General features: G+C 60.1%; 19 protein-coding genes. 12 read left to right on the top strand and 7 right to left on the bottom strand.

What is annotated here, in order from left to right:
* Nucleotides 1-492 carry a F0F1 ATP synthase subunit B gene (locus FHX08_RS13160; RefSeq protein ID WP_132652447.1) on the top strand — a complete coding sequence of 164 codons (492 nt, stop codon included), beginning with the start codon at nt 1-3 and terminating at the stop codon, nt 490-492.
* Between the two features lie 147 nt (nt 493-639).
* Here FHX08_RS13160 and FHX08_RS13155 read toward each other — a convergent pair whose 3' ends face one another.
* Complete coding sequence (locus FHX08_RS13155) at nt 640-1,332, bottom strand: ribonuclease HII (RefSeq protein WP_132652446.1); 693 nt, start codon at nt 1,330-1,332, stop codon at nt 640-642.
* Nucleotides 1,333-1,611: 279 nt separating this feature from the next.
* Nucleotides 1,612-2,769, bottom strand: a complete 1,158-nt coding sequence (locus FHX08_RS13150; protein ID WP_132652444.1) for a PA0069 family radical SAM protein — start codon at nt 2,767-2,769, stop codon at nt 1,612-1,614.
* Nucleotides 2,770-2,908: 139 nt separating this feature from the next.
* Between FHX08_RS13150 and FHX08_RS13145 the strand changes: the two genes are divergently transcribed.
* Complete coding sequence (locus tag FHX08_RS13145) at nt 2,909-3,427, top strand: glycosyltransferase family 2 protein (RefSeq protein ID WP_132652442.1); 519 nt, start codon at nt 2,909-2,911, stop codon at nt 3,425-3,427.
* Nucleotides 3,428-3,606: 179 nt separating this feature from the next.
* Complete coding sequence (locus FHX08_RS13140; RefSeq protein WP_132652440.1) at nt 3,607-3,921, top strand: hypothetical protein; 315 nt, start codon at nt 3,607-3,609, stop codon at nt 3,919-3,921.
* A gap of 114 nt (nt 3,922-4,035) precedes the next feature.
* Here FHX08_RS13140 and moaB read toward each other — a convergent pair whose 3' ends face one another.
* From moaB to FHX08_RS13120, 4 genes are all read right to left on the bottom strand, one after another.
* Nucleotides 4,036-4,587, bottom strand: coding sequence for a molybdenum cofactor biosynthesis protein B (moaB, locus tag FHX08_RS13135; RefSeq protein ID WP_132653209.1), 552 nt, complete (start codon nt 4,585-4,587; stop codon nt 4,036-4,038).
* Complete coding sequence (locus FHX08_RS13130) at nt 4,587-5,480, bottom strand: 4-(cytidine 5'-diphospho)-2-C-methyl-D-erythritol kinase (protein WP_132652439.1); 894 nt, start codon at nt 5,478-5,480, stop codon at nt 4,587-4,589. The genes moaB and FHX08_RS13130 overlap by 1 nt, the downstream gene beginning before the upstream one ends.
* Before the next feature lie 6 nt (nt 5,481-5,486).
* Nucleotides 5,487-7,319 carry a tetratricopeptide repeat protein gene (locus FHX08_RS13125; protein WP_132652437.1) on the bottom strand — a complete coding sequence of 611 codons (1,833 nt, stop codon included), beginning with the start codon at nt 7,317-7,319 and terminating at the stop codon, nt 5,487-5,489.
* A gap of 187 nt (nt 7,320-7,506) precedes the next feature.
* On the bottom strand, nt 7,507-8,523 hold the full coding sequence (locus FHX08_RS13120) for a polyprenyl synthetase family protein (RefSeq protein ID WP_132652436.1): 1,017 nt from the start codon (nt 8,521-8,523) through the stop codon (nt 7,507-7,509).
* A 109-nt stretch (nt 8,524-8,632) separates the two neighbouring features.
* Between FHX08_RS13120 and FHX08_RS13115 the strand changes: the two genes are divergently transcribed.
* Nucleotides 8,633-8,860 (top strand): DUF2007 domain-containing protein, encoded by a 228-nt coding sequence (locus tag FHX08_RS13115; protein ID WP_132652434.1) that lies wholly within the window; start codon nt 8,633-8,635, stop codon nt 8,858-8,860.
* A gap of 4 nt (nt 8,861-8,864) precedes the next feature.
* Entirely contained in the window at nt 8,865-9,653 is a 789-nt protein-coding gene (locus FHX08_RS13110) for a tRNA1(Val) (adenine(37)-N6)-methyltransferase (RefSeq protein WP_132652433.1), read from the top strand.
* Here FHX08_RS13110 and FHX08_RS13105 read toward each other — a convergent pair.
* Nucleotides 9,650-10,993: an Nramp family divalent metal transporter gene (locus tag FHX08_RS13105; RefSeq protein WP_132652431.1), complete on the bottom strand. Its 1,344-nt coding sequence runs from the start codon at nt 10,991-10,993 to the stop codon at nt 9,650-9,652. The genes FHX08_RS13110 and FHX08_RS13105 overlap by 4 nt on opposite strands.
* A gap of 193 nt (nt 10,994-11,186) precedes the next feature.
* On the opposite strand from FHX08_RS13105, the gene FHX08_RS13100 reads away from it, so the two are divergent.
* From FHX08_RS13100 to FHX08_RS13070, 7 genes are all read left to right on the top strand, one after another.
* The gene (locus tag FHX08_RS13100) at nt 11,187-12,047 is read left to right on the top strand and encodes a S49 family peptidase (protein WP_132652430.1); all 861 of its coding nucleotides are present in this window, start codon (nt 11,187-11,189) and stop codon (nt 12,045-12,047) included.
* A 16-nt stretch (nt 12,048-12,063) separates the two neighbouring features.
* On the top strand, nt 12,064-12,255 hold the full coding sequence (locus FHX08_RS13095) for a hypothetical protein (RefSeq protein ID WP_132652428.1): 192 nt from the start codon (nt 12,064-12,066) through the stop codon (nt 12,253-12,255).
* 135 nt (nt 12,256-12,390) lie between these two features.
* On the top strand, nt 12,391-13,326 hold the full coding sequence (locus tag FHX08_RS13090; protein ID WP_184327379.1) for a glycine--tRNA ligase subunit alpha: 936 nt from the start codon (nt 12,391-12,393) through the stop codon (nt 13,324-13,326).
* On the top strand, nt 13,323-13,874 hold the full coding sequence (locus tag FHX08_RS13085; protein ID WP_132652424.1) for an AAA family ATPase: 552 nt from the start codon (nt 13,323-13,325) through the stop codon (nt 13,872-13,874). The genes FHX08_RS13090 and FHX08_RS13085 overlap by 4 nt, the downstream gene beginning before the upstream one ends.
* A gap of 61 nt (nt 13,875-13,935) precedes the next feature.
* Nucleotides 13,936-14,487 carry a LemA family protein gene (locus tag FHX08_RS13080; protein WP_132652423.1) on the top strand — a complete coding sequence of 184 codons (552 nt, stop codon included), beginning with the start codon at nt 13,936-13,938 and terminating at the stop codon, nt 14,485-14,487.
* Nucleotides 14,488-14,570: 83 nt separating this feature from the next.
* Nucleotides 14,571-15,842 (top strand): 3-phosphoshikimate 1-carboxyvinyltransferase, encoded by a 1,272-nt coding sequence (locus FHX08_RS13075; protein WP_132652421.1) that lies wholly within the window; start codon nt 14,571-14,573, stop codon nt 15,840-15,842.
* Nucleotides 15,843-15,878: 36 nt separating this feature from the next.
* Complete coding sequence (locus FHX08_RS13070; RefSeq protein WP_132652419.1) at nt 15,879-17,813, top strand: DUF2207 domain-containing protein; 1,935 nt, start codon at nt 15,879-15,881, stop codon at nt 17,811-17,813.
* Nucleotides 17,814-17,911: the final 98 nt, after the last annotated feature.

The following is a 17,911-nucleotide window of genomic DNA, read 5'->3' as shown; positions in this document are numbered from 1 at the left end:
ATGGAATTTGCTTTTGATGCAACTTTCTTCGCCTTTGTCGGCCTCGTTCTCTTCGTGGCGCTGGTCGTTTATCTGAAGGTTCCGGGCATGATGGCAAAGTCGCTCGACGACCGCGCCGATCAGATTCGCAACGAGTTGGCAGAAGCCAAGCGCCTGCGCGAAGAAGCCCAACACTTGCTCGCTGAATATCAGCGCAAGCGCAAAGAAGCTGAAGCTGAGGCTGCTCACATCGTAGCTGCAGCCGAGCGCGAAGCCGAGATGCTGACTGCGGAAGCGAAGAAGAAGACGGAAGAATTCGTTGCCAACCGTACGGCTCTGTCAGAGCAGAAGATCAAGCAGGCCGAAGTCGATGCGATGAAGGCCGTTCGTTCTGCTGCCGTCGATCTCGCTATCGCAGCCGCTGAATCGGTTATCGGCAAGCAGGCCGATTCCAAGATCCAGTCCGAGCTTTTCGGTAAGGCTGTTGGCGAAGTGAAAACCCGTCTGAACTAAGCTTCAACTCAATAGAATTAGAGAAGCCCCGCTCAGCGGGGCTTTTTGTTTTGTATGTGTTGGTGTCTCGCCTGATGCGACAGGCTGTCGATGATGGGCTTGCAAAACGCAATAGTCCGGTCAGGAGATACGAGGTCGCGACCGGAACTACTCGTTGAGCATCTCTCCGTTCACCTCGACCTCCACGCCATCTTTGCGGAGTGGCCGGAAGGTCATTCGGTGCAGCGAACACGGCCCGTGTTTCTCGATACCGGAACGATGCTGTGCCGTGCCATATCCGACGTGCGCTGCAAAACCATATTCGGGAAATACGAGATGCGCCCGAGCCATCATCCGGTCGCGCGTTACCTTGGCGACGATGGAAGCTGCCGCAATCGAGACAGAGCGCGCATCCCCCTTCACAACGGCCTGACCCGGGCATGCGAGCCCAGTCGGCACGTCGAGCCCGTCCGTCAGTACATAGCTTGCCTGTATGGCTAGGCCGCAGATCGCACGCCGCATGGCATCGAGGCTCGCCTTGCGGATATCGGTCTCGTCGATGCGAGTGGAGCTGGAGGAGGCGATGGAAACCGTCGCGGTTGCCAGGATCTGCGTAAACAACTCCTCGCGCCTCTGTACCGAAAGCTGCTTAGAGTCGTTCAGGCCCTCGGGAATGCGTTTGGGATCGAGAATGACAGCTGCGGCAACAACAGGGCCGGCAAGCGGTCCGCGTCCAGCCTCGTCGGCGCCGGCAACAGGCCAGTGGCCGGCCTTGCGGGCCTTCAGCTCCAGCCGGAAATCCGGCACGAGAGGAACCTCTTCGAAGAGCAGAGGAGAATCGGGTGACGTGCGATGTTTCATGCGGTTGAAACTCGCACGCCAACCCGATTTCCTGCAAGCCCCCGGATCAGGGCGGCGACGGCCGGGGGCGGTCCGGCGGATGGGTGCGGTCAAGGCCATCCGCGGGAATTGCGTAAGGCAGAAGACGCAGGGCAAGTCTTCTTCACGCCTTACGCAAGCTCACAAGCAATTCCAGCAAAAGTGCGCAGCGGTTTTTGCGTCTGGAATTGCGCAAACAGAGAACCAATTCAGCAAAAGTGCGCAGCGGTTTTGCGTCCGGAATTGCATGAAGGCGATCAGTCAGAGCAGCGAAAGCTGCACGCCGCTGCCATTGGGCGGCACAAAGAGGTCGTCGCTCAGGGCAAGGCTTCGACGGGTCAGCCCCAATCGTTTTGCCGCCATTTCGAAGCGACGGGCGATCTGCCAGGCATAGGGACCAGTACCCTTCATACGCTTACCGAACTCGGCATCATAATCCTTGCCGCCGCGCATCGAGCGCACGAGCGACATGACATGGCGATAGCGGTCAGGATAGTTCTGCAGCAGCCAGTCACGGAAAAGCGGGCTCACTTCGAGCGGCAACCGCAGCAGCACATAGCTTGCCTCTTCTGCGCCTGATGCCTTGGCGGCCTCCAGAATACGCTCCAACTCGTGATCGTTGAGTGCCGGGATCATTGGCGCTGCCATCACCGTCGTGCGCACACCGGCCTCGGAAAGCCCGCGGATCGCCTCCAGCCGGCGCGTCGGGGTCGCGGCCCTCGGTTCCATGAGGCGCGCGAGCTTGCGGTCAAGCGTGGTCACCGAAATGCCAACACGAACGATGTTCTTTGCCGCCATCTCCGAGAGGATGTCGAGATCGCGCAGGATCATCGCCGACTTGGTGACGATAGCAACCGGATGATTCGCCTTATTCAGCACTTCAAGAAGTTGCCGCATGATGCGCCACTCCTTCTCGATCGGCTGATAGGGATCAGTATTGGTGCCGATCGCAATGACGCGCACTTTATAACCGGGCTTGGCGAGCTCCCGCTCCAGAAGCTTCGGCGCATCCGGCTTGGCGAAGAGCTTGCTCTCGAAATCCAGCCCAGCTGAGAGACCCATATAGGCATGCGTCGGCCGAGCAAAGCAGTAGATGCAGCCATGCTCGCAGCCCCGATAGGGATTGATGGATCGGTCGAAGGAAAGATCCGGGGACTCGTTGCGGGTAATCGCCGTACGCGGCTTCTCGATCTGCACATCCGTCTTGAATGGCGGCAGATCCTCGAGCGTCTGCCAACCATCATCGAAGGTCTCCCGCTGCATCGGCTCGAAGCGACCGCTCGGATTCAGCCCGGCGCCGCGGCCGTGCCGCCTGTCAACCTCGATGCGCAGCCCCGAGGCCGCGATCATCGCGTCGGCAATATCCGCTGTATTGGCAGGCGCAAATGCGGCCTGCCCTGCAAGGGACTGTGGTCTCATCGGATTCTCCAGCGGCGGAAAACGCTCGGCTCCGCTCGTTTTGATGATTAAATTCCTATCGACAAAATGAGAACAATGCAAGAACAAAATGAGGAAAGTCCCGCTGGCAAAATTTTGTGCGGCGCTCTATAAACAGGCAATGTTGACTGTCGTTCTTGAATGCCAGGATCAGGAACCTGAACTGGCCCAGACTTTATCCGTATTGGTGGCAGGCGCCGTGGAAGGCCTCGTCAGCGACGTGGTCGTGCTCGATCATGGCTCGCGTGACGGCACCTCGCGGGTGGCGGATGCTGCCGGCTGCCGTTTCCATTCGCAATGGGATATCAAGGACATCGTTCGTTCGGCACGTGGTGAATGGCTGCTCTTCGTCGAGCCGGGCGCGAGGCCGCAGGCAGGATGGATCGACGAGATCCTGGAATATGTCGCACTAAATAAAGTGCCGGCGCGTTTCACTGCCTCCCGTGGCTATCGCCGCCCGTTCCTCCAACGCGTCGGCCGTACCAGACCGCCGCTGGAACTCGGTTTGCTGATGCCGAAGAAGCTTGCACTTGCCACGGCAAAGAGCGGTATGCGGCTTGCCGAATTCACCAAGGGGCAGAAGCCGCGCCAGCTTTCCAGTGAGTTGATTCCTTCCTGGGTCGCCCGCGCGGCGCGCTAGCTCCTGCACCTCCAGACATGCGTAAAGATGGCGCTCAATAAAATTTCGCGCTATAATTTGAACACGGCGCCGCCGAAGCGCCTCGCTTCGTAGCGGATGGCCAATGAATGCCGGAGGACGGCAGAACAGGTCAGCGAGAATCTCCTTTCTGTCGGGTCACCGGCGAAAGGAGGTGCGTCATGCTAAGCAATATGATCCATGGTCTGTCGGCCGTCATATTGTCGATATCGATGATCGCGCATCCGCATCGGGCAGCATCGCAGATGATGCACAGTTGCGCAGGCCGATCTGAGATCGTCAATTTCCTGGACAGCAACTTTGCTGAAAAGCTCACGGCAGTTGGATTGATCAACCAGAACGCCATTCTTGAAGTTTATGCCGCCAAGAGCGGTACATGGACGCTCGTCATCACGGATGTTCACGGCATAAGCTGCGTGCTGCTGTCCGGTGATAGCTGGGAGACGCTGCCCACGCTGCCGGGCCTTGCGACTTAGAGCGCAGTGGGTCCGGCGCACTGCGCTCTACGCTTTGAATCTACACATCAGGCTTTCCGAAAATCGATTCCGATTTTCAGGCCGATGCGCAGAGGATATCGCTCTTTAGCCAGCCTACTTCGTCGCGCCACGCTTCAGGTGCTCGTCGAGCCGCGGCATGATCTCCACGAAATTGCACGGCATATGGCGATAGTCGAGCTGCGCCTTCAAGATACCATCCCACGCATCCCTGCATGCGCCTGGCGAGCCCGGCAGCACGAAGACGAAGGTGGCATTGACGACACCCGCCGTGGCGCGTGACTGGATCGTTGAAGTGCCGATCTTGTCATAGGAAATACGGTGGAACACGGCCGAAAAGCCATCCATCCGTTTTTCGAAGAGCGATTCTAGAGCGTCGGGTGTCACGTCCCGGCCGGTAAAGCCAGTCCCGCCCGTGGTGATGACGACATCGATCTCCTTGGCTTCCGTCCAGGCGCGCACACGTGAGGCGATCCTTTCCCGGTCGTCAGGCACGATATCCCGATCGATCAACTGGTGTCCTGCCTCGGCGATCCGGGCTGCGAGCGTATCGCCGGATTTATCGTCCGCCAGCGTGCGCGTATCCGAAACGGTCAGCACCGCGATGCCGAGGGGAATAAAAGCTCTTGTTTCATCCAGGCCTGCCATCATGCACCTCCCGCGAAAGTCTCAGTCGCCTGGAAATACCAGTCCGGGCGGGCGGCGTGAAGGCGCTCAGCCGCGCGGAGTGCAGCGACAGGCGTTTCAAAGATGCCGAAACAGGTTGCGCCCGAGCCGGACATGCGTGTGAAATATGCGCCTTCGGCCGTGAGCATGTCTGAAATCTCGGCGATTTCGGGAACGAGTTCCCGCGCCGGCGGCTCGAGATCGTTGCGTGTCGCCCGTATGGCTTCCATCCAGTGCAGCGTCCTGGTCAGGACCAGCGGAGGATTGTTCTTGATGGCAAGCCGCCGGAAAACCTCGGGCGTGGAAATGCCTTTCAGCGGATTGGCGAGCACCATGGCGAAAGAGGGCAGCGCATCGGCGCTCTCCAGCTCCTCGCCGATACCGCGGGCGATCAGCGGTGCGCTCCTGAGGCACATCGGCACGTCGGCCCCGAGCTTCAGCGCAAGCAAGGAGACCGTCTCAGCCGGAAGCGCCACATCCCAGAGGCGCATCAGCCCGCGCAGCGTCGCTGCCGCATCGGCCGATCCCCCGCCAATGCCAGAGGCAACCGGCAGGTTTTTTTCCAGATGGATACGAACGGGCGGAGCGACCCCTGCCGCCTCGCGCAGCAGATCGCGGGCCTTCAGGACCAGATTGGTGCCCGGATCATCCGCCAGCACATCGGCGAACTGACCGGAAAGCGTGAAATCATCGGTATCGGCGAGGGCAAAACCCAGCCGGTCGCCATGTCGCGCAAATGTCACCAGCATTTCGAGAAGGTGATAGCCGTCAGGCCTCTGGCCCGTCACGTGCAGGGCCAAATTGATTTTTGCGCAGGCATTTTCGGTAACGGCGAAATCGCCGTATCCGGAAAGGAGCATGCCCGTTTCAGGCATGCGACCTCAGGATTTCTTGTCGACCGGCGGCGGTGCTGCCGGCTGCGGGTCGGGCTGCTTCTTGTCGACGGTCTTGGAGTCGTCATCCTGGGTCGGCAGGCCGCTGGCGATCTTCTCCTTGATCTTCGGGATCTCGGCTTCCTCGGGTTGCGAGGCGAGCGCTCGGTTCCACTGATAGACGGCTTCCAGCTTACGGCCGACGCGCCAGTAGGCGTCGCCGAGATGGTCGTTGATCGTCGCGTCACCGGCCTTGATCTGGGCTGCTCGCTCCAGCTCTTCGACAGCATCGTTGTAACGGTTAAGGCGGAAATAGGCCCAGCCGAGCGAATCGATGATGTAGCCATCATCGGGGCGCAGTTCGACGGCCTTCTTGATCATCTCAAGACCCTCGTCGAGGTTGCGGTTCATGTCGATCCAGGAATAGCCGAGATAGTTCAGAACCTGCGGCTGGTCGGGATTGAGGTCGAGTGCCTTGCGGAAGTTCGGCTCCGCCTGATCCCATTGCTTCAGCCGCTCATAGGCAATGCCCCGCTGGAAGAAGACGCTCCAGTCGGCGCGGCCCGGCAACGGACCGATCACCTCGACAGCCTTGTCGTAATTATCGGCCATCGCCCGATAATCCTTGGCATCGGAAAGCACGCTGCCATAGGCGAGGTAGCTGCGGATATCCTTCGGGTCGGACGTAATCAGCGCCTGCAGGTGCTTGCGGGCCTCGTCCACCTTGCCGCCCTGGGCAAGCGCCAGGCCGAGCTGCAGTTCGGAGATGCGGCGCATCGGCGAATTCGCCGGCACCTTCTGATAAAGCGCGATCGCGCGGTCCATCTGGTTCTGCTTTTCCGCAATGCCGCCGAGCAGGACAAGCGTGTCGGCGCTGTTCGGATCAAGCGCATTGGCCGTCTGCAGATAGAGCGAGACGATGTCTTCAGCGCCGTCGCGGTTCAGCGCGCCGCCAACCGAGAACAGCACGCCGGCCGCGCCCTCTTCGGCGCTCTTGACCTGCTGTTCCTGCTTTTCGCCCTTCTCGATGCTGTCGCGCAGTGCATTCAGCGGTGCGTAGTTCGGAAGCAGATTGTCGCCGACCGAGACGGCGTCGAGTGCCTTCTGCTTGTTGCCCTGCGAGGCTTCGAGGCGGGCAAGCGCCATGATGGCGCGCATGAACGTATCAGGGGCGGTCGCGCCGCCTTCCTTGTCCAATACGGCATCGTTAAGATGCTGACGGGCGGATTTGACGTCGCCGTTGACGATGGCGATCGCACCGGCATTGTAATTCTGGAAGATGCGGACCCAATCCGGGCCCTTCATCTTCTCGACCATGGTGAGCCCCTCCTTGCCGCGGCCGGCGCCGACCCGCGCCCAAGCCAGCAGAAGGTCGTTCATCATGCGGTCGAGATCGTTCGGACCGTCATATTTCAGGATCGATTCCGCCGTCTTGAATTCGCCGCGGCGCATCGCATCCATACCGCGCACGATCGTGGTGATGCGCTCGACGGTCGGGTCGCCCTTCAGGTCGTTGGCATATTTCACGCCGTCCTTGATATCGCCGTTGAGCAGTAGCGAGATCATCAGGCGCTGACGGATTTCCGGATTGCCCGGTTCGATCTGCAAAGCTTTCTTGTAGAGCTCGATCGCGGTCGGATAGTCGTGGTCCACATCGGCTGTGCGGGCAGCGAGGAACGCGCCCGAGAAGGTGGAAACGCTGTCCGGATCGAAGGTCACGGCCTTGCCGGCATCGTCAGCCTTGGCCGCGTCTTCGGCGTTCACACCGCCGATTCCACCGAGCGAAAGGACCGCCGCCAGGGCTGCGCTCGAAAGGAGACGGGTGACAAATCTCTGCCGCATTAGAAAACCTTTCTTCAGGGACGGCCGGCTGAATGCGCCGGCCGCAAAATCAGTTGCAAACACTGATTCACAACAGGATGGCTTTTTTGAAGCGGCCCTGCAAGAAATTCAGCCCTCGTTCAAAGACGTTTGATCATGCATGCGCGCAAAAGTGCGCAGCGATTTTTGCGATGACGGCACCCGTCAATTAGTTCACGCGCTCGATGCAGAAGTCGATGACTTCCATCAGGGCCGATTTCCAGGCGGTATCGGGCAGAGGTGCGAGTGCATCCCGTGCGATCGTACCGTAGTGAACCGCGCGCTGGATCGTGTCGTTCAACGTGCCATATTTGGTGATCAGGCCGAGGGCCTTTTCCAGATTGGCATCGCTGCTGTTGCCGCCTTCGATCGCATCGCGCCAGAAGGCGCGCTCTTCCTGCGTGCCACGACGATAGGCGAGGATGACCGGAAGGGTGATCTTGCCCTCGCGAAAGTCGTCGCCGACATTCTTGCCGAGATCGGCAGCCTTGCCGCCATAGTCCAACGCATCGTCGACGAGCTGGAAGGCGAGGCCGAGATTCATGCCATAGGATTTCAGCGCGTTGCGGCCGGACTTGTTGGTCTCTGCAACGATCGGGCCGACTTCGGCGGCGGCGGCAAAGAGTGCTGCCGTCTTGGCGCGAATGACGGAGAGATAATCATCCTCGGTCGTTTCCATGTTCTTGGCGACGGAAAGCTGCAGCACTTCGCCCTCGGCGATCACGCAGGCCGCAGAAGACAGCACGTCGAGCGCTTCAAGCGAGCCGACTTCGACCATCATGCGGAAGGCCTGGCCGAGCAGGAAGTCGCCGACAAGAACGCTCGCCTGGTTGCCCCAGATGGTGCGGGCTGTTGATTTGCCGCGGCGCAGGTCGCTTTCGTCTACTACGTCGTCATGCAGGAGCGTTGCCGTGTGCATGAACTCGACCGAGGTCGCGAGCTTGATATGATTTTCGCCCTTGTAGCCGAAGAGCGAGGCCGCAGCGAGCGTCAGCATCGGCCGCAGGCGCTTACCGCCGGAGGAGATGAGATGGTTCGCCACCTCCGGGATCATCTGCACATCGGAGCCGGCCTTGGAAAGGATAAGCTGGTTCACCCGCTCCATATCAGCCTTGGTGAGGTCCACCAGCGGCTTGATGGAAGCCAATTTGTTTTTGCTTTCTTCTAGCGGTATGACCACGCCCAACGACCCGGACTCCTGTTCATTCATTGCTTTTGACAATAGAAAGGGGCGATGGAGGCGGCAAGGGGTGAATTGTCGCTGCGGGCAAATTCGGAAGGGAAAATAACGGCAAATGCATGAACTTATCCGCGCGAACGATCCCGTCCTGCTCTCATTTGCCGAGAGCCTCATGAAGGATGCGGGAATTGCGTGCTTCATTGCCGATCAGGGCATGAGCGTGCTCGAGGGATCGCTCGGCATGCTGCCGCGCCGGCTGTTGGTCGATGAAGAAATGGCTGAGCGCGCGCGCCGCATTCTGATCGATGCCGGTCTCGGCGACGAGCTTCGCGAGCGGAAGTGAAAATATGTCGCAGGCCGTGACCGACACCATAGATGCCTTCTATCGCGGCCTCTTCCGTATCGTTCAGCCAAAGGGCAGGGGACATCGCGCCGGCATGGATGCCATGCTGCTTGCCGCTCTGGTTGCCGACGATCGCCCCATAAAAGTGGCCGATCTCGGGGCCGGTGCAGGTGCCGCCGGCCTTGCCGTTGCCTCCCGTCTGCCAAAAGCTCAAGTCGTGCTCTTCGAGCGTTCGGCAGAGATGGCCAACTACGCCCGCCGTAGCATCGAATTGCCTGATAATGCTCATATGAGCGGCCGTGTCTCGGTCGTGGAAGCTGATGTGACGCTGACCGCCAAGGCGCGCAATGACGCCGGACTGATCGACGAGAGCTTCGATCACGTTATCATGAACCCACCCTTCAACGATGTCGGCGATCGCAAGACGCCGGATGCGCTGAAGGCCGAGGCTCATGCCATGACGGACGGCCTGTTCGAAAGCTGGATTCGCACTGCCGGCGCCATCATGATTCCGGGCGGTCAATTATCGTTGATCGCCCGGCCGCAATCGATCGCGGAGATCATCGATGCCTGCGGCCGGCGCTTCGGCGGCATCGAAATCACGGCCATCCATCCGCGTGAGGGGAAAAGTGCCGTCCGCATTCTGGTGACGGCGATCAAGGGGTCGCGGGCAAGGTTATCGCTGCGGGCGCCGTTCATCATGCACGAAGAGGGGAGCCACAAGTTCTCCCCTCTCGTCGATGATTTCAACAATGGCCGGGCGGCCTATGCGAGACTTCGCGCCAAGTCCTAGCCGCCGGTCACAAAGTCGAAGAGCAGCTTGACGTTCAGGCCGGCGATGAGCACGGCGATCACATAGGCGATGCCGCTGAGCCATTTCGGTGCTACCAGCTCGCCCATCTTCGCCTTGCTTGCCGTGAACATCACCAGAGGGAAAACGGCGAAGGAGAGCTGCAGGCTGAGCACAACCTGCGTGAGGATCAGCAGTTCCGCTGTGCCTTGATCGCCATACCAGATCGTCACGAAGGCAGCCGGGATGATTGCGATGGCGCGGGTAATCATCCGGCGAACCCAGGGTTTCAGGCGGATTTTCAGGAAGCCTTCCATGACGATCTGGCCGGCAAGCGTGGCGGTAACCGTCGAATTCAGGCCGCAGCAGAGCAGCGCGATGCCGAAGAGCGTCGGCGCAATCGCAAGACCAAGCAGCGGCGACAGCAGCGAATGCGCCTCACCAAGTTCCACCACATCCGTCTTGCCGTTGGCATTGAATGCGGCTGCGGCGAGGATCAGAATGGAGGCATTGATCAGGAGCGCGAAGCAGAGCGCCACGGTGGAGTCGATCGTCGCAAAGGTCAGCGCCTCCTTCTTTTCCGATACCGTATGGCCGTAGGCGCGCGTCTGTACGATGCCGGAATGAAGGTAGAGATTGTGCGGCATCACGGTCGCGCCGAGAATTCCGAGCGCCAGATAGAGCATTTCCGGATTGGTAACGACCTCGGGCGTGGGCAGGAAGCCTCTGATGACGGCGCCCCATTGCGGGTCGGCAAGAAAGATCTGAACCGCAAAACAGAGCGCGATGATGCCAAGCAGCGTGATGATGAAGGCCTCGATCCAGCGGAAGCCGAGCCTCTGTAAGAGAAGGATGAGGAAGACATCGAGCGCCGTGATCAGCACGCCGATTTCGAGCGGGATGCCGAAAAGCAGGTTGAGGCCGATCGCAGTGCCGATCACTTCGGCAATATCGGTGGCGATAATGGCAATTTCCGCAAAAGCCCAGAGCGGTACAGCCACATAGTTCGGATAGGCGTCGCGACAGGCTTGCGCCAGGTCGCGGCCGGAACCGATCGCAAGACGTGCGCAGAGCGATTGCAGTACGATCGCCATCAGGTTGGAAAGCAGGGCTACGGTCAGCAATGCATAGCCGAATTTCGATCCGCCTGCGAGCGAGGTTGCCCAGTTGCCGGGGTCCATATAGCCGACCGCAACCATGTAGCCAGGGCCGAGGAAGGCCGCTGCGCGCCGCCACGCGGAGCTGTGCCGTCCCGTACCAACCGTACGATAGACGTCGGAGAGCGAGGCTTCCTCGCGTTCGGTCCGCCAGCCGCGCTTTGCCTTCGGATTTACGATGTCCATGCGATTTTCACCTGTCTAGCCATGCTGGCACTATGCCCGATTAGAATGATAATGCAAGTCATTCGCAATAAGAAAATGGAGGCGGGATGTTTTGGAAACGTAGCCATTGCGTTTGTCATCGCAACGCATACATGCAATGCCCTTGTAATGTGCATGTGCATGCTGACGCCGCCGATCATGGTAAGGAAGAGAAATGGCTGGATTTTTGAGAAAGCTGATGCCGAAGCGGTTTCGCAAGGATGGGATCGTCATTCCCGTCGTTCGGCTGCAGGGCGCAATCATCAGCGGTGGCGGCCAGTTCCGCCCGACCCTCAATCTCGCAAATGTCGCGCCGGTCCTTGAAAAGGCCTTCTCCATGAAGGAGGCGCCCGCCGTTGCCATCTCCATTAATTCGCCTGGTGGTTCGCCCGTCCAGTCCCGCCTCATCTTCACCCGTATCCGCGAACTGGCGCGCGAAAAGCAGAAGAAGGTGCTGGTTTTCGTAGAAGATGTCGCAGCGTCCGGTGGCTACATGATCGCGCTGGCGGGCGATGAGATCATCGCCGATCCGACTTCCATCGTCGGCTCGATCGGCGTCGTCTCGGGCGGTTTCGGTTTTCCGGAACTCTTGAAGAAGATCGGTATCGAGCGCCGCGTTTATACAGCAGGTGAGAACAAGGTGATCCTCGATCCTTTCCAGCCGGAGAAGGAAAAGGACATCGAATATCTCAAAAGCCTGCAACTTGAGATCCATCACGTTTTCATCTCTATGGTGCGGGAGCGTCGCGCCGGCAAGCTGACGGACGATGCGACCGTGTTCTCCGGCCTCTTCTGGAGTGGCACGCGCGGTCTGGAACTCGGCCTTATCGATGGGCTCGGCGACATGCGCCAGGAACTGAAGAAACGCTACGGCCAGAAAACAAAGCTGCAGCTCGTTACGGCCACTCGCGGTCTGCTCGGCCGCCGTATTCCAGGCGTCTCGCAGGTCTCGCTCGAAGGTGCGGCCTCCGGTCTCGCATCAGGGCTTGTCGAAGCGGCAGAGGAAAGAGCATTGTGGAGCCGCTACGGGCTTTGACGGGAGAGACGAGGGGATGGCACAGCTTATTACGTTATTGATCCTCGTCTGCGCGGCCTGGTGGCTCTATCGTCGCTTCGTCTCCGACGCGCAGAAACTTGCCGAGCGCTCCCGCCGGGCTCAGAAAGAGCGCAAGACGGGTGCCATCGGCACGTTGGTGAAGGATCCGGCGACGGGAGAGTATCGCCTGAAGCGGGAAGACGAGTAGAGCATAGCGAAACGGCGTCAAGCTTTCCGGCGACAGGGCGCAAAAGTCTTGACCCCTGCGGCGCTGCGTGGCACCTGTCGCGCTCATATTCCAAGCAATCGGTGCCATTCCATGTCTGCAGCCATTCCTGACCACATGAACCCGAAGCGTTCCTTCCAGGCGCTGATCCTGACCCTGCATAACTACTGGGCGGACAAGGGTTGCGCGGTCCTGCAGCCCTATGACATGGAAGTGGGTGCCGGCACCTTCCACCCGGCCACGACGCTACGCGCGCTTGGGCCCAAGCCTTGGAAGGCAGCCTACGTTCAGCCCTCCCGCCGTCCCTCCGACGGCCGCTATGGCGAAAACCCGAACCGCTTGCAGCACTATTATCAGTATCAGGTCATCCTGAAGCCGAACCCGCCGAACCTGCAGGAGCTCTATCTCGGCTCGCTCGCCGCCATCGGGCTCGATCCGCTGCTGCACGATATACGCTTCGTTGAGGACGACTGGGAAAGCCCGACGCTCGGCGCCTGGGGCCTTGGCTGGGAATGCTGGTGCGACGGCATGGAAGTCTCGCAGTTCACTTATTTTCAGCAGGTCTGCGGCATCGAATGCTCGCCGGTCGCCGGCGAACTGACCTATGGTCTCGAGCGTCTCGCCATGTATGTCCAAGGCGTCGACAATGTCTACGACCTGAACTTCAACGGCCGCGAAGGCGACGAGAAGATCAGCTACGGCGATGTCTTCCTGCAGGCGGAGCAGGAATATTCTCGCCACAACTTCGAATTTGCCAATACCGAGATGCTGCATCGCCACTTCATCGATGCCGAGAAGGAATGCCAGGCGCTGCTCGCCGCCGGCGCGCCCGGCGATAATGCCAACCAGCGCCTGCACAAGTGCGTCTTCCCGGCCTATGACCAGTGCATCAAGGCCAGCCACGTGTTCAACCTGCTCGACGCGCGCGGCGTGATCTCCGTCACCGAGCGCCAGAGCTACATCCTGCGTGTACGCACCCTCGCCAAAGCCTGCGGTGAAGCATTCCTGCTGACGGATGCCGGCGGCGTCAACTTGTCGAAAGAGGCCGCGTGACGCAAAAACCTGCCAGCCGCATAGTTCATATCAACGGCTGGCCAGGCACTGGGAAGTTGACCATCGGCCGCTCGCTGGCGAAAAGGCTCGGCGCGCGGCTCATCGACAATCATATGCTGCTTAATCCAGCCGAAGCTCTTTTCGCCCGCAGCAATCCTCTGCATGCATCATTGCGTGAGCAGATTCGACGAGCGGTTTTCGACCATGCCGTGCGTGCCGATCCGGCTGAAAGCTTTGTCTTTACCGATGCTCTTGCCGATGACGAGCATGATAGGGCGACGTTCTCCTGGTATCTCGATTTGGCTGCCGCTAGAGGCGCGGATCTGGTCGCGGTTCTTCTCGATTGCGCGCCGGAGGAGAACGCCAGACGCCTTGTCTCCCCCGGCCGTTCAGAGGCGCTCAAGCTGACGGATACGGCGAGGCTGCAACAGCTCCGGGCAAACTATAAACTGTTGCGCGGACTGGCTGAAAACACAGTCGAAATTGATACGACGGAGCTTTCGCCGGAGCGGACGGTGGCCCGAATTCTCGCGCATATCGGCGTTTGACGACAGCCGGGAAACCTGCGAAGTCTTTGCGTAAACGCTACTTTGTTGCAGGGGATTCGCGATGTATATCGCTCTTGGCGTCATCGTTCTGATCGCGCTCTACGTCATCTTCATCTACAACGGTCTCGTCCGTTCACGGCAGATGGCTGAGGAAGCCTGGTCCGGTATCGATGTGCAGCTGAAGCGCCGTGCGGACTTGATCCCGAACCTGATCGAGACCGTCAAGGGCTATGCCGCCCATGAAAAGAGCACGCTCGAAGAGGTCGTCGAACTCAGGAACAAGGCGCAGGCCGTCCCGTCAGGCGATGTAGCGGGCAGGGCGCAGGCGGAGGGGCTGCTCGGTCAGGCGCTTGGCCGGGTGATGGCGCTTGCCGAAGCCTATCCCGATCTGAAGGCCAACCAGAATTTCTCCGAACTTCAGGCCTCGCTGGAAACGATGGAAAGCGAAATCCAGATGGCGCGCCGCTATTATAACGGTGCGGCCCGTGACCTGAACGTCAAGGTCCAGAGCTTCCCGTCTAACCTCATCGCCGGCCAGTTCGGTTTTGCCAAGCGCGAATATTTCGAAATCACCAACGAGGCCGATCGCGCCGTGCCATCCGTCAAGTTCTGACCTTTGTCTTTGCCCAAAAGCTGCTATGAGCAGTCCGACATGGCCGTGCGCGGCCGCTGCAATGGACAGAAGAGACAAGCGCAATGAGTAAAGCCAAGCTCACCATCATCCCGCCGGGCAAGCCGCTCACCGGTCGTGCCGTGGTTCCGGGCTCGAAGTCGATCACCAATCGCGCGCTGCTGCTGGCAGGTCTTGCCAAGGGCACGAGCCGGCTGACCGGCGCGCTGAAGAGCGATGACACCAAATATATGGCCGAGGCGCTCCGTGCCATGGGTGTGCAGATCGATGAACCCGATGAAACGACCTTTGTCGTGACCGGCAGTGGCAAGCTTTTGCCGCCGAAAGCTCCGCTGTTTCTGGGCAATGCCGGTACGGCGACGCGCTTCCTGACGGCGGCGGTCGCTTCTGTCGACGGTACGGTTGTGGTCGATGGCGACGAGCACATGCGCAAGCGCCCGATCGGCCCGCTGGTCGCGGCCCTCAAGTCGCTCGGTCTCGATGCCGAAGCACCGACAGGCTGCCCACCTGTGACCGTGCGCGGTAACGGGCATTTCGCCTCGGGCCGTGTCGAGATCGATGCCGGACTTTCTAGCCAATATGTTTCGGCCCTTCTGATGGCAGCACCGCTTGCCAAGCAGGGCGCCAATGCGACGCTCACAATCGCGCTTGCTGGCACGGATATCGGCGCGCGTGGTTATGTCGATCTGACACTTGCCGCCATGAAAGCGTTCGGCGCCAAGGTGGAACAGCTCGATGCCGCGACTTGGCGCGTTGAGCCGACCGGTTATATCGCAGCCGACTTCGTCATCGAGCCGGATGCGTCCGCCGCAACCTATCTCTGGGCGGCCGAAGTGTTGAGCGGTGGCAAGATCGATCTCGGCGTCGAGAACGAGGCCTTCACTCAGCCGGATGCCAAGGCCTATGAGACCATCGCCAAATTTCCGCATCTGCCGGCTGAAATCGACGGCTCACAGATGCAGGATGCCATCCCGACGATTGCCGTTCTCGCCGCCTTTAATCAGACTCCGGTCCGCTTCGTCGGCATCGCCAACCTGCGCGTCAAGGAATGCGATCGCATCCGCGCGCTGTCCACGGGGCTGAACAATATTCGAGGAGGCCTGGCGGTTGAGGAAGGCGACGATCTGATCGTCCATTCCGACCCCGCGCTCGCCGGCCAGACGTTACCAGCCGATATCGACACCTTTGCCGATCATCGCATCGCCATGAGTTTTGCGCTCGCCGGCCTGAAGATCGCCGGCGTTACCATTCTAAACCCTGATTGCGTCGGGAAGACCTTCCCGGCCTACTGGCGCACGCTTACAGGGCTGGGGGTTGCCTACAAGGACGAAGCCTGAATCGAGTCAAGGCGAAACCGCAAACGGGGAGGGCACATGGTCCGGCGGTTTTTCGGCATTTATTTCGTACTGCTGTTGGTAATGGCTGCACGGCCGGCAATCGGTGCGGAGTTCATCGCTTCCTTCGATTCCGCCATCCAGTTGGAAAAGAGCGGGGCGATGACGGTGGCCGAAACGATCACCGTCAATGCCGAAGGGGACCGTATCCGGCGCGGCATCTTCCGCGATTTTCCGCTGACCTTCGTCGATCAGAGCGGCCGACGCCGTAGCGTCGATTTCAGCGTCGTCTCGGTAAAGCGGGACGGTCGGGACGAGCCCTGGCATACGGAATCCATCTCCGGCGGCATTCGCATCTATGCCGGCTCAGAAGACGTGACGATTTCTCCCGGCCGCCACCGATATGTCTTCACCTACAAAACGAACCGTCAGATCCGTTATTTCGACGATCATGATGAACTCTACTGGAACGTGACCGGCAATGGCTGGATATTCCCGATCCGCTCGGCTATCGCGACCGTCACCTTTCCGCAGGGGGTGACGCCACTGGATGTGACGTTCTTCACGGGGCCTCTCGGGTCCAGAGACAGAAATGCCCGCTCAAGTGTGGAGGATGGCCGTCTGGTCGTCGCGACTACCGCGCCGCTCGGCGCGCAGGAGGGCCTGACCTTTGCGGCGAAACTGCCGAAAGGCGCGATCGATCCGCCAAGTGCTGATCAGCAAAGCTCCTGGTGGTTCAGAGACAACCGAGATTATTTCATCGGCTTCGGCGGTCTCATCCTCGTCTTCCTCTATTACACGCGCTCCTGGCTGAAGGTCGGCCGCGATCCGGCCCGCGAAATCGTCGTACCGCGCTGGGATCCGCCAAGCGGCATCTCACCTGCGCTCGTCAATTACATCGATAACAGGGGCTTTTCCGGCGGTGGCTGGACTGCGCTTGCGGCGACGGCGCTCGATCTTGCCGTTCGCGGTTATGTCAGGCTCGAGGATCTCAGGGACTCGATCATCATCCGCCGCGCCGACAAGCCGCTTGGCAAGGAGAAGTTTCAGGCAGGCGAGTCGGAGCTTCTGAAAGCTGTCGGTGGCGCCGGCGATACGCTGGTCATCGACAAGGCAAACGGCGAAAAAGTCAAATCAGTCGGCCAGACGTTCCGCTCCTCGATCGAGCGGGAACACCGCGGCAAATATTACAATTCCAATACCGGCTATATCATCGGCGGCGTGGTGCTGAGCGCCGTCGCGCTGGTTGCGCTTTTCGTCTTCGGCTCTCTGGAGCCGGATACGATCGCACTGATGGTCGTCCCGATCGGCATATCCGTCTTTCTCTCCATTTTCGTCGCAGGCTTCGTTAAGGCGCTGCATCGCGGCTCGCTTGTCGGCAAGATTTTCGCGGTCATCGCTATTGCGATGGCCGTTTTCGTGGGTCTCAGTATCGTTTCCACCGTCGTGCTGGCACTTGCCTCATCGCTAATGGAATTCCACGAAACGCCGATGCTCTTCGCCGTCGGCGGCATCGTTCTCTTCAACATCCTCTATTTCTTCATTATGGGCGCGCCGACGCCGCTCGGCGCCAAGATGACAGCTGGCGTCGATGGCCTCAGGCAATATCTGACGCTCGCCGAAAAGGACCGCATGAACATGGCGGGCGCGCCGCAAATGTCGCCGCAGCATTTCGAAACCCTGTTGCCCTATGCCGTGGCGCTCGGTGTCGAAAAGCCGTGGTCACGCACGTTCGAGACATGGCTCGCTGCAGCCTCGGCGGGTGCAGCCGCCGCCGCTTATAATCCGGGTTGGTATTCCGGCAATTTCAACAGCGGCAGTTTTTCGGATCGTATTGGGGGTTTCTCGTCGTCGATGGCCTCGACGATCGCCTCCACCATTCCGTCGCCGCCGCCCTCCAGTTCGTCCTCGGGTTTTTCAGGCGGCGGTTCGTCTGGCGGAGGCGGCGGTGGTGGCGGAGGCGGGGGCTGGTAAGCATTCTTGCTTGACCTTTCGGGCCTTCCCGCTTAACCGCCAAACCAGCAGGCTAGGCCAACAGGCTGGGCCAACAGGCCAGACCAGCAGGAAGGGGA

Origin of the sequence: Rhizobium sp. BK529 (assembly GCF_014194105.1) — a bacterium.
Taxonomy (GTDB): domain Bacteria; phylum Pseudomonadota; class Alphaproteobacteria; order Rhizobiales; family Rhizobiaceae; genus Rhizobium.
Note: the sequence above shows the minus strand (reverse complement) of the source record. Positions and strands in the feature narration are given on the sequence as shown.